Source organism: Listeria grandensis, from assembly GCF_014322885.1.
Classification (GTDB): Bacteria; Bacillota; Bacilli; order Lactobacillales; family Listeriaceae; genus Listeria_A; species Listeria_A grandensis.
In genome coordinates, this window is record NZ_JAASUG010000020.1 from 1 (window position 1) to 13148 (window position 13148).

17 protein-coding genes are annotated in these 13148 nt (G+C 37.5%); 12 read left to right on the forward strand and 5 right to left on the reverse strand.

All coding sequences use genetic code 11. The features are described 5' to 3' along the window. Positions 1 to 358: 358 nt before the first annotated feature. The 3 genes from HCJ54_RS15030 to HCJ54_RS15040 form a co-directional block, all read right to left on the reverse strand. The gene (locus tag HCJ54_RS15030) at positions 359 to 631 is read right to left on the reverse strand and encodes a hypothetical protein (RefSeq protein ID WP_187138220.1); all 273 of its coding nucleotides are present in this window, start codon (positions 629 to 631) and stop codon (positions 359 to 361) included. Positions 632 to 951: 320 nt separating this feature from the next. Beyond that, on the reverse strand, positions 952 to 1428 hold the full coding sequence (locus tag HCJ54_RS15035; protein ID WP_187138221.1) for a hypothetical protein: 477 nt from the start codon (positions 1426 to 1428) through the stop codon (positions 952 to 954). Between the two features lie 19 nt (positions 1429 to 1447). Continuing rightward, positions 1448 to 2353, reverse strand: a complete 906-nt coding sequence (locus tag HCJ54_RS15040; protein WP_187138222.1) for a hypothetical protein — start codon at positions 2351 to 2353, stop codon at positions 1448 to 1450. A gap of 324 nt (positions 2354 to 2677) precedes the next feature. On the opposite strand from HCJ54_RS15040, the gene HCJ54_RS15045 reads away from it, so the two are divergent. The 10 genes from HCJ54_RS15045 to HCJ54_RS15090 all read left to right on the forward strand — a co-directional run bounded on the left by HCJ54_RS15045 (position 2678) and on the right by HCJ54_RS15090 (position 9659). Then, positions 2678 to 3340, forward strand: coding sequence for a hypothetical protein (locus HCJ54_RS15045; protein ID WP_244966975.1), 663 nt, complete (start codon positions 2678 to 2680; stop codon positions 3338 to 3340). A gap of 190 nt (positions 3341 to 3530) precedes the next feature. Beyond that, entirely contained in the window at positions 3531 to 3908 is a 378-nt protein-coding gene (locus HCJ54_RS15050) for a DUF3139 domain-containing protein (protein WP_187138223.1), read from the forward strand. Between the two features lie 363 nt (positions 3909 to 4271). After that, positions 4272 to 4475: a hypothetical protein gene (locus HCJ54_RS15055; RefSeq protein WP_187138224.1), complete on the forward strand. Its 204-nt coding sequence runs from the start codon at positions 4272 to 4274 to the stop codon at positions 4473 to 4475. Between the two features lie 606 nt (positions 4476 to 5081). Beyond that, positions 5082 to 5840: a hypothetical protein gene (locus HCJ54_RS15060; RefSeq protein WP_187138225.1), complete on the forward strand. Its 759-nt coding sequence runs from the start codon at positions 5082 to 5084 to the stop codon at positions 5838 to 5840. Between the two features lie 360 nt (positions 5841 to 6200). Beyond that, positions 6201 to 6827 (forward strand): recombinase family protein, encoded by a 627-nt coding sequence (locus tag HCJ54_RS15065; protein ID WP_187138226.1) that lies wholly within the window; start codon positions 6201 to 6203, stop codon positions 6825 to 6827. Between the two features lie 58 nt (positions 6828 to 6885). Beyond that, positions 6886 to 8016 carry a hypothetical protein gene (locus HCJ54_RS15070; RefSeq protein ID WP_187138227.1) on the forward strand — a complete coding sequence of 377 codons (1131 nt, stop codon included), beginning with the start codon at positions 6886 to 6888 and terminating at the stop codon, positions 8014 to 8016. 53 nt (positions 8017 to 8069) lie between these two features. Continuing rightward, positions 8070 to 8483 carry a homing endonuclease associated repeat-containing protein gene (locus HCJ54_RS15075; protein WP_187138228.1) on the forward strand — a complete coding sequence of 138 codons (414 nt, stop codon included), beginning with the start codon at positions 8070 to 8072 and terminating at the stop codon, positions 8481 to 8483. A gap of 438 nt (positions 8484 to 8921) precedes the next feature. Then, complete coding sequence (locus HCJ54_RS15080; RefSeq protein ID WP_187138229.1) at positions 8922 to 9170, forward strand: hypothetical protein; 249 nt, start codon at positions 8922 to 8924, stop codon at positions 9168 to 9170. Continuing rightward, positions 9167 to 9376 carry a hypothetical protein gene (locus HCJ54_RS15085; RefSeq protein WP_187138230.1) on the forward strand — a complete coding sequence of 70 codons (210 nt, stop codon included), beginning with the start codon at positions 9167 to 9169 and terminating at the stop codon, positions 9374 to 9376. The genes HCJ54_RS15080 and HCJ54_RS15085 overlap by 4 nt, the downstream gene beginning before the upstream one ends. Before the next feature lie 13 nt (positions 9377 to 9389). Continuing rightward, on the forward strand, positions 9390 to 9659 hold the full coding sequence (locus tag HCJ54_RS15090; protein ID WP_187138231.1) for a hypothetical protein: 270 nt from the start codon (positions 9390 to 9392) through the stop codon (positions 9657 to 9659). A 50-nt stretch (positions 9660 to 9709) separates the two neighbouring features. Here the strand turns inward: HCJ54_RS15090 and HCJ54_RS15095 are convergent, their stop codons facing one another. Both HCJ54_RS15095 and HCJ54_RS15100 read right to left on the reverse strand, forming a co-directional pair. Beyond that, positions 9710 to 10369, reverse strand: coding sequence for a hypothetical protein (locus HCJ54_RS15095; protein WP_187138232.1), 660 nt, complete (start codon positions 10367 to 10369; stop codon positions 9710 to 9712). 131 nt (positions 10370 to 10500) lie between these two features. Beyond that, positions 10501 to 10713 carry a DUF6366 family protein gene (locus HCJ54_RS15100; protein WP_187138233.1) on the reverse strand — a complete coding sequence of 71 codons (213 nt, stop codon included), beginning with the start codon at positions 10711 to 10713 and terminating at the stop codon, positions 10501 to 10503. Positions 10714 to 10882: 169 nt separating this feature from the next. On the opposite strand from HCJ54_RS15100, the gene HCJ54_RS15105 reads away from it, so the two are divergent. Both HCJ54_RS15105 and HCJ54_RS15110 read left to right on the forward strand, forming a co-directional pair. Continuing rightward, a complete protein-coding gene (locus tag HCJ54_RS15105; protein WP_187138234.1) occupies positions 10883 to 11419 on the forward strand; it encodes a hypothetical protein in 537 nt (178 codons plus the stop codon). Positions 11420 to 11865: 446 nt separating this feature from the next. Then, positions 11866 to 13148, forward strand: a 1283-nt coding sequence (locus tag HCJ54_RS15110) for a MucBP domain-containing protein (protein ID WP_187138235.1), incomplete at its 3' end; no start/stop codon positions are given.

Sequence of the window (13148 nt, forward strand, 5' to 3'; positions counted from 1 at the left end):
CAACAGTTGTCCCACTTAAAAACCTTGCATGCGGAGGGGAATGAAGGGGGGCGGATTCAACAGCTAGCACCATTGGCGTTGATGAAAAACTTAGAGCATTTGACCTTGCGAAACGAATTCATCCAAGACTTAACCCCATTAGCTAAGTTGACGCAGTTACAGAGCAGTGAAAAATAAGCAGGAATCGTGTATAAGCCACTTTCTTAAATGGCTCTATACAATGATTCCTGCTTTTCTATTTTCGAGTTTTTCATGTGGAATTTTACTTATGTCTCAGACTCATTTACTATTAATGTTAAAGCAACCTAGGTAATTCATAAAAAAATGTCATATAAAAAAGATGCTATTTATCTTATACTCAAAATTTACCATGCGTATACCAAGCCACGATAAGTTGCTGTCCAATATGTCCAACAGTATGATATTTTGGTGGTGCTACAAGATAAAGCATTCCAGATGATTTACCATCGTTATATTTTATTTCTCCTGATATATTCCCTGTATAGAATTTTTTATCAACTGTTTTCCAAGATGCTGCTTCTACATGGGTATCCGAAATTAAACCTGAAACCCCTACAAAACTTACAGATAAAACCATGACCATCATAATACTTGCTAAAATTTTTTTCATTTCTCTCATCTCCTTGTTTGTGTTTTTTTGAGCATATAGATTTGCAAAAACCAAAAATACATAATTTCCAGCTAGCAAATGACTACGCTTTCGTTTTACAATATTTATCATATACTGTCAAATATATAACGAAAAAAAGGAAGCTTTTAGAAAGCCAGGAAAGCGTGATTAGTCTGAGTTTAACTATGAAAATTGAAAAAGAGAACCAAACAAGGATGAAAGAGGTCTGTTCGGTTCTTTCCAATTCAATACGACTACTTTAAATTTGTGTATCTTGTAGAACTCAGTAAAACATTAAAAGCAAGGAAGAAGGACACATTCTAATAAGCCAAGTTATTTTTCGGTAGTGTATAAGCAAATATATACTTTGCCTTATCAGGACCAACCGAATTACCACTGATCACATAATATCCATTTACTTTACTAGGGTTCTTATAGAACATAAAAAGATATTGCAATTCACAATTCGTTTTTGAATCTAACCTACTTATATTTTTACTAGTCACTTTTTCTCCGTTGAAAAAATGTTGTTGTTGCTTCACTTCTTTTTTCCAGTTTTGATAATCTTTCTCCGTTGTTATTGTTTTCGTACACCATTCGGAACTTAAGATTTTTTGATTGTATGTCGTTTTTTCAACAACTATAATCTCATTTTCAGGAATTCCTGCTTCTTTGATTACTTTATTTATCGCAGCATCCGCTTGTTTTGTATTAATATGGGCGTAAATCATGTATCCACCGACTGTTACGAGGAATAAAAACAATATACTACCTAAAATAATCTGCCATTTCTTCATATGATACACTCCTTGATATTTAGAAAGACCCAACTTTATAAGGGACATATTTTCCAGCGAATAGATTTGGTAAAGCTCCAGGGCTTACGAACGTTAATCCTACCATAGAAGGCTGAATAACAGTTGCATTTCCACTTCCATAATAAAATGATTGGAACACTAGCTTCGAGCAATAATTAGGATTTCGAGTTGTTGTCGCTGCAGTAAGGCGGTAGGAAATATTTCGATTTTTTGCATAACCATGCCCACTATTCCAAAAAGTTGCATCTGCATAATTCGCACACTTAATTGCCATATTACTATCAGGAACACGCCATAGTTGAATCCAGTCATTTATATGTCTGCTGGAGGTTGCACCTTGTTCTGCACCACCAAATATCCATGTATCTTTATTAAATTGATGGTTATTATTACTTATTCCAGCAGCGAACCAATTTACTGGATTTCCTCCACCAGTCATCTCAAGTATGTATGTATCACTTGTTGCAATTGCGGCGTGACCAAAACCACCACTTGAAATAATAAGTATATCTCCTTTTTTAATTGCGTTTTTCAATTTATTACCATTGGTGGTTTGACTACTTTTTAATAAATTATTATTTTTCTTTTCGGATGGTGAATGCCCTTCGCCGTCTGGGAATGCTCCATAATTAGCAATATCCTTAAACCATTGCTTAAAGGTCAAACCTTCTCCAACTGTACTTTTCCAAATTTGATAATTTTCTTCAGCAAGATAATAATTCTCTTGAAATGCATCAAAAGTATATTTTGATGCGTCTACTTTCTTTTCTTCTATAGCTTGTTGGTATAACACTTGTATAGATTCATCACTAGTAGTTTCTGCATGTACCACGTTGTTTTGAATTCCAAATGATAACAATATGATAAACATGACTCCTAAAATAATATAACCCGCTCTTTTCATCTGTTTTCTCTCCTTAGTGTTTTTATGTTTCAAGAGAATATAATTCTCTTTCAATCTAAATATTACCATCCAATAATGGCAATGTAAAGCCACATGTGAATAATATAACGTATACATATTTTTAGAAAGTACATGTAGGGCTATCGCCAGCAAAACGCGGATTGCTCCCGCTAAGGATCATAAAAAAGAGAAAATCTTCTGATTTTATTTGCTCAGAGACGCAGTATATAGATTCATTGGAACAATTTGGGTTGTGCAGTAGTTCTGTGCTATAATATGATTAGCAACAATAAAATCATGAATACATAGAAAAGAGGAACTGCCATGAAAAACGGGACACGAAAGAAAAAATGGTTAGTTGGGATTATTACTACACTAGTCCTAATGAGTGTATGTCTGCTATTCCCTAGAATCGGCCAAGCGCAAACAGTAACTGATTATGAAGCTTTGTATAATCAGGGCGTTTCAGAAGGAATTATAAAACCAGTAGATGTGAGTTTGTCAGAATGGATACAGGAGAATAAGAAACAGTATAATCAAGTGTATCAAGATGGTTTAAAAGACGGTGTGTATGATCTATCAATGACGTATGAAAAATGGATTAAATGGAATAATTATGGACAACCGCCTGTTGTAGATGAAAACTGGGAAGAAGTCCCGCAGAATCCAATGCTAAGAGGTGTATATAAGGGATACAACATTAAAAAAGGCGATATTCTAATAACAAATGGCACTTCTTCTTCCGGCTTATTGGGTCATTCTGCGATTGCCAATGGAAACGAATATATATTAGATATTCCAGGTAAAGGAGAGACAACGAGGCAAAACACTACTAACTGGTGGATGAGTTATTATGATAGTAGAGGTTGGGTGAAAGTGTACCGATTGAAGGATAGTTCTGTTGCGAATGCAGCGGCAAGTTGGGCAGATAAAAATTACTATTCAACGAGCGGATCTGCAATACGGAATGACAGGAAGCCGTTATAGTAAAAACCCCACGTATTGCTCTAAAATAGTGCTACAAGCATATTATTTTGGGACAGGAAGTAAGCCAGTCGTACAAGTATTCCCATCACTAGTTGCGGTGTATGATTTACCCAACTATTTTTCAAAAGCATATAAGCCGCAACAAGTGAAGTACTTTAAATAAAATGAATAGAGTGGGAAGTGTAACTGTATGAAAAAAAATAAGAAATGGTGGATCATAGTGGGTGCATTTCTAGTTCTTTGCCTCGTAGGATATATAATTTTGTTCGTCATTCCAAAGGCAACAGCTAATAAAGCAGTAGATAATTACCTAGCAGCACAAAAAATTAAATCTGGTCAAATAGAGTCAAGAGTGATCACGAAAGACTGGAAAATGGGTGGCTATCTTACAAAGATTGTTTTTAAAGATGATCCAGATATAAAGTATGAATATAGCTATGATAAAAGAATAGACTTACCATATCATATTTTTGTAAATGGATATAAAAATGGTTCTGGGCAAACAGCAGATGGTATGAAGCATCCTCCGTTACCAGAGCAGTTAGCGGAGATAAACAAAACGAAATAATAGGTTCATACAGTTTAGTCGCTAAAAAAGAATTGGAGGGAATTATATGAGCATGGGAGGAATTGCAGCACTAATAGCTGTAGCTTTCGTCTTTGGAGTAGCATTTATATTCTTTCGAGTTGTGAAGGCGGCAGCAAAGAAAAGCAATAACTAAATATAAATAAACGAGAAGTCAGCGTAAATGCTGACTTTTTGCGCTGTATAGGCGCATTATAACGCAATGAAAATGTTTGCTATTGGTAGTACTGGCTAAATCGACACAGGAGCGCCTGCAAAAAGATGGTTCTTTTAGCAACTAGTAAAACGGAACGTATGTTCGTATAATAAGGAGGTAATTTTAATCTACGAAAGGATTGGATATTTATGAAAAATAACGAGTATGTTATTTTAGGTGGTAGAAAATACTATCGAACGTTAGCACCGATCCTAACAAAACAAAGATGGGCCGAAATGGAAGCCCTAGTAAAAGACTCGATTCATACAGATTCTATACTGGAGTTTGTCTTGTGCATTGGATCATATGAAGAAATTATTCCTGGAGCTAGAACTGGAGGCGGCAGCATATGACATTTTCTAATCGACCGTATAACGACAGAGGATTGAAAAAGTGGCGCGGATTCTTTCTTAGTGAGCATTCGCAACAGATTGCAAGGGATAAAGCATCTCCGGAGTGGCATGATGCAATGGATCAGGAAGTGGTGTATCATATTCTCCACCGTGTACTGTAGCATCGATCGACGCTTGCTATTCAGCTGTATTCTTCGAATGTATCGCCTGATCCGTACATCGTCGGCAGGATTGCGGCCGTCGAAGAATTCCAAAAAACAACCTTCTCCTTTTTATCTGGTGTCACAGGTGGTCCAGAGGAGAAATAAAAAAATAAGCCAGGACTCATAAAAAATTTATGTGAGCCCTGGCTTATTTATTTTGTTTTTTCTTCGGCTTCGATTTCAGAAACACTCAGGATACATTAAAATGCCTGTTAAGGTAGTCGAAAGTGTAAGAAATAAAGCGCTACTTTTTAACTTTTGCCAATACACAGTTTTTAATGTATATTGTAAGTAATTTGAAAATTAAGATTGCAAGGGGACGTACTATTTTAGTTTTTTATAAATCTTGTTTAAACAAAAAATAATAACTCCGACTCCAATGATTAATAAAAGGCTAATTATCATGAAAAAAGTATCACCACTTGGCATGTTTATCCCTACTTTCTTTATTTTTATACTATTATCATATTATAGAAACAAAATAAAAACAACAAGATGGGGGAATAAATGTATGAAAAAAGGAAATATGTTTTTAGGTTTTGCTGTTATTTTGGGAAGTTTCGGTCTCTTCGCTAGCTCACCTGTAGAGGCTAGCGAACAGGAAAATGAAAAACAAGAAATTACGGAAACATTGATATCCAATGGGGTAGAAGAACAAAAAGTAGAAGACTTAACAGAAAAAGTGCTATCTGGAGAAGGAACAGAGGCTGATGAAGCAATTGAGAGCAATAACGGAGAAATAAGTGTTAGTGATAGTGAACAAAGAATTTATGAAGAGTTTGAAGATGGTTCGTTTTATGAACTATCCTTAGAGGAAGTTCCAACGATTGTACCCCGTGCGTCTACAACTTGGGAGAGCGGAACACAACAATTTAGAACTATCAAGGTGTCACATACAACCGTTTGGGGTACGGAAAGATTTTATGTACAGGTTAACTTCCCATTGATGGGATATAGTTCTATTACAAAGGCATATAATTGGTATTATCTAGGTGCTGTTAAAGGGGGCGATTATCGTGGTATTTATAGGAAAAACGAGACGGCATCTCTAGCGGCTGTGGCTATGCAAAAGCTGGTTGTGGGAATCCAGGGAATTAATTATCTAGCAAAATTAGAGTTTAGAATGAAAGGTGGTAAATATTCGGCTACATACAGTAGCTGATGGGATGCTTTGATTTTGAGAATGTCCTTCATCGTGCCAAGATGCATTAATTGCACGGCCATAAAAACGACCAAAGAGCTAGGTATCCTTAGAGGTATCTAGTTTTTGTGTTGTATAGGCGTAGAACCAGCATCTTCGAGTAAATAGGACATTTCATACTTTCCCCCGAAGCGTGAAAATGTTAACTCCCTTTTTGGCTGTCGCGGTTACTCCCTTTTCCGCGGTGGTTTTTTTGTGCGTCAAAAATATGTCTGATAAGGGTATACCCATATACAACGGTCAGAAAACACGGTATAATCGGAAGTAGCAGTGTCCGACAAGGGTGTCCGATAATTGTTTTTGAAAAAGAGGGTGTGAGCGGTGAAAATTGGATATGCGCGCGTAAGTTCGGATGATCAAAATTTGAGTAGACAAATCGATGCGCTAAAAAGCGCTGGAGCAGAAAAAATATACCAAGAGAAAAAATCGGGTGTAGCAGCAGATAATCGAGAACAGCTGCAGGCGCTTTTACAATTCGCACGACAAGAAGATATTATTGTGGTGGAAGCATTGGATCGACTTGGTCGGAATTACGATGAAATTATTAAAATGGTACAACGTTTAGATGAACAAGAAATTGGACTGATTGTGCTGAATTTGCCATTATTGGAAAGCTTGCAGGCAGCAGATCCTGGCATTTCGAAATTACTACGGCCGTTAGTCATTCAATTATTGTCCTGGGTGGCAGAAACAGAGCGAAAAGAATCTAAACGGAGACAAGCGCAAGGTATTGCGATTGCGAAACAAAATGGCATTTACAAAGGAAAGCCACTCGTATATGGACCGGAAGTGAAAAATCGTCAAAAACGCTTGACTTATTTTACAATAAAAGAGATGTTGGAGAAGGGGCACGGGGCAACAGCGATTTCGAGAGAAACGGGGGTGGCCAGAAGTACAGTCTATGAAGTGAAGAAAAGATTGCAACGAAAGAAAAGGGAGCATTCATAAAAGCAAACTTTTTATCGGTGTAAGGAATATGAACTAAAATTAAAAGAGGAGGATGTAAATGGAATCAAGGAATAGCGAAATAAAAGATAAAGAGCTTAGCGGTAAGAGAAAAGTAATAAAAATCGATGTAGAAAATATAGATTCAGATCCAATTGTTAGCTTGAAAAAAATGAATTTGGATACACCAACTAAAATATTTTCGGACCTAGCACAGCAACATAAGGCCATGAATAAAGTAATCAGAGACTACGAAAAAAATAGTTTATTATCTATGAGGAAAGCTATGGATGAAGCTTTAAATAGTGTATCTCTTATACAAGATACACCGATAAAATTACATAATTCATTGTCAGATATACTAAATAAGAGCCAAAAAAATCTTTATAAAATTCCAGTCGAATTGATGAAGCAAACCGAATTAGCTGGAAAGCAAATGAGCGATATAAGTAATGGTTTAGCCAAGGTAGTATTGCAAAATAAAGCGAGTTTTAGTCGATTTTTTGAAGCTATTCAATATTTGGATATTTTTAAACAAATTGATATAGAGGATATAACAAAAGATAAATTAAATATGTTTATTAGTGAGCTTATTACAGTCAGTGAAGATTTCCCACTAGACATTTCTGTGAGCGAGCGGGGAGAACTGATATCATTTTTAGAGTTAAGCTTAGATAAATTAACTAAATTTGAAGCAGAGAGTTATGTGTTACATCCACATCAATATTTTTTAACTAATAAAATTATTAAAGCATACCGATCAAATAACTATTTTTATATTCCGTTTATAGGTTTTTCTCTTATTGATTCGTTATTTAAAGATGTACTACAGACAATTAAGGAAACACAAAGCAAATTAGCAAATAGTTGGGTGAAAAAGCAAGCTAATGGAAAAAGTGCCTTGGCTTATAATTCCATCTACAATATAGATTTTAACTTTAATGAAATGCATCAAGTTGAAATTTACTCACTATTGGGTGTTTATGAGAAGTTGTATGCTAATTATGAGGATAATTATAGTGGGAATTTAAACAGAAATGCTGTCATGCATGGGGATTGGGTTGATGTTGAAGGGATGGGGAAATACGAAGCATTAAGAATAATGCAGTTCATTGTTGTTTTAGAAAAAAACATTGATATGATTCAAAAATTTTTTCAAAATCATGTCAAAAACCAGTTATTATTTGAATAAAAATTGTATTTTCGCTACTGTTATTAAGCTAAGCAGAAAGAGAGTGAGTGAGCTTGAGCAAAAATAAATATACAGATGAATTTTTAATAGAAGAACTTCAACGGATTTCCACGAAACTAGGACGGCCACCATCTGGACTGGCAGAGTATCCTTATAAATATACCGTTGTGGGTAGATTTGATTCATGGGAAAATACCTTATGTATGGCTGGATTGACCTTGTACGCTTCTGAAAACGAAGGGTTAGAGATTCGAGCTCGATACATACGTGAGGTAAAGGAAATATACCGCATTTGGGGAAGAATCCCAAGAAGCCGAGATTTTGAGGATATACAGACAGTAAAATATTACTTTCGCACACTATCGGGGCTTTTGGAAGCTGCTGGGATGATTAAGAAATCAAATGGCAATTGGGAGATTCCGAAAGATTTTTTAACGGATTCGGAAGCAACGAATGATCATAAATAGCAAGTGAGATAGCGCATTCGTGCTATCTTTTCTATTTCTAGCTATTAGTGGGTTACGTGACAGATCGAGGGTTTGGAAAGTAACGATAAAAAAAGAAGATGCGTGTCACCAAGCGCGGTGAGAGGCATCTTCAGTGTATGTTATGTACAGAGTTTGTACATGAAGGATAGCACTCAAAGGGTTGTTAAAAGTACTACCATGGTCATTATAGCATGTTTTGATGCAGAGTGGTAGAGGATCGTTAGGTCTTTTTGTACCTTGTCGTTGTCATCAAAACATTGTAGACTGAAATAGAAGCAAAAAAAAGCCCTTGCATTTATCAAAGGCTAAGAGCTATATAACGGGAGTTGAGTTATATAGGGATGAATAACCTAATTATAGCACGGATTGTAAACGCGAACAATACCATATAAAATCAACAAGGAGAGGTAAAACAGGATGAATCCCTTTGAAAATATTATGATGTTAGAAAAAAATATGACAGAGCACGGTTACTGGTATAAAGACGTAAAAAAGGATCTGCGTTTGCTAGTATTAGCATTATCGAATCAAGGTATGGTTTATGTTGAGGCAATGAACACAAAAAAGAGTTCCCTAGTGATCCGCACGAAGCACGGGACCCCGTTATGTTACTTGGAAAGAAGTAAGGTGGCTCCGAAGCCGAAAAGGGGGAAGGCTGAGAAATGAAAATGATTGGTATGCACCCATCTGGGCGTTCCATTGTGATCGAGGTGAAAGACAACGCGTATTTGTATGAAACTGCGATAGCGAGTGGCCGAGAATCAACGTTGGATAAAGCCAAGTTCAGTGCGCGTTTTGAGAGTTTTACACCTGCAGAAAAAAGGCAAGGGATGGATGTAGGTTTATGGAAATGGCGGGAAGTGGCTAAATAAGAGGAGGAATAATATGAAGATAGAAATGATACAACATAAGAATGGTAACTACGGACCGAGACAATTTATTGTCACCGTAGGTCATCAGATTTTCATGAAATGGCTTGATTATCCCAATCAGCCACTATTTATGATTCCAGCAAACGATCCAATCGTTCGAGTAGATTTGGAGAATATTTTCTTTTTGAAGGAGATGGCGGATAAAGTGGCCAATGAACTTGGCGGGGCTGTCGTTGAAATTGAAGAAGAATGCTACTTTCTAGCTCCAGAAACAGAGAAATAAAGAAAGATGCTTCTCGTGTCATTTACGAGGAGCATCTTTTTTGTTGGGTATTAAGAGTACGTAAACTCTACTTTAATGGTGTATGTTGCCGTCATGCCACTTACATGAATTTTAGCACTATTCCACGCTCTAGGGGCCGCTTGTCCCCATACTCTCTTATTATAACCAAATCCAGTAGTATAACTGAAAGAATTTGATGTCGGTGCTTTATTTATTGTTTTTCCGTAGCCTACTCCTGAATGTGCACCAACTTTTCTATCTGTTAGATAGTACATATTATTGCTAGGTTTCCAGCTACCATAGACTTTGTTTAAGCGAACGTTTTCATTATTGGCACTCGTATTATAGTCAACATTTAATTTCGCAGTAACACCACCTGCAGTCTTCATATTTCCGAATGCATCTCGTGCAGTTCTAATGTTTTCTGTGGATTCAATAGGAATATACACATCATAATTCTCTTGTAAAGAGTCAGCGAATGGATCGTCTGAGCTATCTGGATCTATCTCAAGTGAAGGGGTTTCTGTAGGTGTTACGATCGTTACTTCTCCAGTCTGGTTGTTAGTAATTGTGATGACAACATCGTTTGACTCGATTGATTGGGATTCAGGAGCGGGTTCATTTTCAGTGGCAATAGCAAGTGTAGATACTTGGCTTCCAAAAAGAAATAGTGTGCAAATCAGGATGAACGCTTTGAAAAATTTTGTCATGTTATTGTCCCCTTTTTGTAATATTTTTTAGTACATATTCATAATAGCACAAAAATATTGGTAAATAAAGAGTTTTCCGAAAATAAAGAAACCGCCATCAAAATGAATTTGAAAAGCGGTCGTTATATTTATCATCCGAAGAAGTAGGCGAAGATTACAACGGCGATAATTAAAACTAAAATGGCGATGCCGGTGCCTTTCCATCCCATGCCCCCAACAAACTCAGTGGGATTACCTTGTTGGGATCTTTTTAATCCTTCACTAACTGATCCTAGAGGGTTATCCTTCATTTCTTCTTGTCGCAATCGTTCTCTTCTTTGTTCTGGAGATTCTTTATTACTCATATCGCTCACTCCTTAGAGGGTAAATTTCATGACCCGTTATATTATTTTTATATCTTCTCCTTCCATTATACGTTATCTAGGGAAGATAATACAGGCTGAATAATCAAAAAATGCAGAATCTAACAAAAGTATTTCTTTGGATCGTTCCAATTTAACTGGAGTAACGCAAGTGAACGATGATTATGAGGTAGAAAACAACAAATATTCCATAAAACGCATAATCCGAACTTCCCAGGAGACGGAATATGTATGCGATTGCGACTGTGGGAAAAAAGGGGTTCAAATGTCACTCAAGGCGATAAGCAGTTCTGAAATGCCCAGTTGTGGCTGCTATGGAAAGCGATTACGGGCGGAAAAATTTTCGTTAGATTTGACGGGTCAACGTTTTGGGCGTTTAGTTGCTGTAAAATTACTAGAAAAAAAAATCAGAAATTATAGGCTGTGGTTATGCAAATGTGATTGTGGCAAAATGAAAGAAGCAACGGTTGGTCAGTTACGGAGCGGGAACACGAAGAGTTGTGGATTAGACTGTCGTTTGCAAGAGAAACGGAAGTATAGTGCTACAGCATCAAACCTGGAGCATAGAAAAACGTACTGGCAAATCCGTGAACTGTTGCAAGAGAGGAAAAGTATCGCCTATATTAAAAAAAATCTGCACGTGGGATCATCAGTGGTAGAACAGATTAAGCGGGAGCTCGTGGATTAGAGCAATTAGTTGGAAGAGAATTCTAAAATAGAGGCAAAAAAAAAGCCTTCAGGTCGTAACTGAAGACTTGAAACTATGTAACGTGCTCGTTACATGAATGAACACATGTATCATAGCATATAATGGAAAAAACGGCAATGTGTGATACTCTCGTTACATATGATCCGCATCACCGAAAAAAGAGGCACACAACATGTGTCTTTTTTTGTTGGGGACGTGGTGGTCGATCTCCTTAAAAACGCCAATTTGGACAGTTTGCTCCAAACGAGACAATGAAAGCGTTGTCTTAGGCGGTTTTTGAGAAGGAATGTCTTATTTTGTATACAGCAATTACATGTGAAAACAGATACAATTGAAAAATGGAGGAGCCATGAGGCTGTTACAAGGTCTTTTCAATTCAATAAAATACGAGGAACGAGAAGTGTAATAGAGGAGGAGTGGAGTCAATGTCAACGAATCAAAAAGGAAGGAAGCGCCAAGTGTGGATGAGCATAGGGCTTGCAGGAGTGCTAGTCACGAATGGCTGTTTACCTTATGCTGTGCCCGCAAATGAGGTTCAAGCAGTGGAAACAACGCAATCAGAAAGGGAAACGAAAGTAACCACCATACCAGCAGGAAGTACTTTTGCGAGTATTTTTCCAAGTTCCAAATTAGCGTTGCAAGTGGCGATGGAAATCTATCCACAAACGCATCCAGACAAAATAGATGTAAAAAAAGAGGTCACACAAGCAGAATTAGATCGAGTGACAATCATCGAAGATGATCCTGCTCTGGGCGATCCTATCGGTAATATCGAGGGGGTCCAGTACCTTCGAAATCTAGAGGATTTATGGGTTGGCACAACAAGTGGTTTTAGTGGATATATAGAGAATCTAGACGTACTTTCCAACCTGACTAAACTGAAAGTATTAGCGGTAAAAAACCAAGCAATTTCAGATATTTCAGGAATAAAAAACTTAACCAATCTGACGTATCTAAATTTAAGTGAGAACAAAATCACAGATGCTAGCCCGATTGCGGGGTTAACGAAACTAGAACATATCGATTTTGCGAGAGAGAACCGTATTCAAAGCTTGGCCCCTTTTCGTCAATTGACGCACCTGAAGAAGTTATTTTTGAGCACCAGTGTCAGTGATTTTCGACCGTTACAACACTTACCCTTGATTCAAGATTCGAATGCTACGTGGGTACTTGTAGGAAATATTACTCTCCCAGATGCCTATGTTGGGGAACCTGTTTTTATGCAGGCGTTTGATCCCACAGGAGAGCAGGTGCTGTTTGGTGGGGTCATGGTGGATGGAAAGTGGGAAGGTATGAAAGCGTATGATGGCCAATATGCCACGTATAGCAAGGTTGGGATGGGAAATGTTACTTTCACACAAAGTCTATCTGAGCCAAGCGGTACCGATCGCTACATTAGAGTAGACTTTAAGCAGCGAGTGCTTCCTGCCAAAGCAACCGTCCAACCCGTCACTGTCCGTTATGTGGATGATCAAGGCGAAGTTTTAGCGCCAGAGGAACGTCTAACGGGAGTGCTGGACGAAGCGTATGAAGCCAAAGCCAAGGCTATTGCAGGGTACCGACTTGTCGCGACACCAGCCAATCAAACGGGCACTTTTGGTACAGAAGCGCAAACGGTGACCTTTATCTACGCGCAAGAGACTGCACCGTCCCTAGCACAACCAGTGACGGTACAATATGTGGATGACCAAGGGCAAGCCCTAACACA

Coding starts and splice junctions, on each gene's coding strand:
- HCJ54_RS15030 (WP_187138220.1), bottom strand. CDS start 631: ATGAAAAAAATTTTAGCAAGTATTATGATGGTCATGGTTTTATCTGTA.
- HCJ54_RS15035 (WP_187138221.1), bottom strand. CDS start 1,428: ATGAAGAAATGGCAGATTATTTTAGGTAGTATATTGTTTTTATTCCTC.
- HCJ54_RS15040 (WP_187138222.1), bottom strand. CDS start 2,353: ATGAAAAGAGCGGGTTATATTATTTTAGGAGTCATGTTTATCATATTG.
- HCJ54_RS15045 (WP_244966975.1), top strand. CDS start 2,678: ATGAAAAACGGGACACGAAAGAAAAAATGGTTAGTTGGGATTATTACT.
- HCJ54_RS15050 (WP_187138223.1), top strand. CDS start 3,531: ATGAAAAAAAATAAGAAATGGTGGATCATAGTGGGTGCATTTCTAGTT.
- HCJ54_RS15055 (WP_187138224.1), top strand. CDS start 4,272: ATGAAAAATAACGAGTATGTTATTTTAGGTGGTAGAAAATACTATCGA.
- HCJ54_RS15060 (WP_187138225.1), top strand. CDS start 5,082: ATGAAAAAAGTATCACCACTTGGCATGTTTATCCCTACTTTCTTTATT.
- HCJ54_RS15070 (WP_187138227.1), top strand. CDS start 6,886: ATGGAATCAAGGAATAGCGAAATAAAAGATAAAGAGCTTAGCGGTAAG.
- HCJ54_RS15080 (WP_187138229.1), top strand. CDS start 8,922: ATGAATCCCTTTGAAAATATTATGATGTTAGAAAAAAATATGACAGAG.
- HCJ54_RS15085 (WP_187138230.1), top strand. CDS start 9,167: ATGAAAATGATTGGTATGCACCCATCTGGGCGTTCCATTGTGATCGAG.
- HCJ54_RS15090 (WP_187138231.1), top strand. CDS start 9,390: ATGAAGATAGAAATGATACAACATAAGAATGGTAACTACGGACCGAGA.
- HCJ54_RS15095 (WP_187138232.1), bottom strand. CDS start 10,369: ATGACAAAATTTTTCAAAGCGTTCATCCTGATTTGCACACTATTTCTT.
- HCJ54_RS15100 (WP_187138233.1), bottom strand. CDS start 10,713: ATGAGTAATAAAGAATCTCCAGAACAAAGAAGAGAACGATTGCGACAA.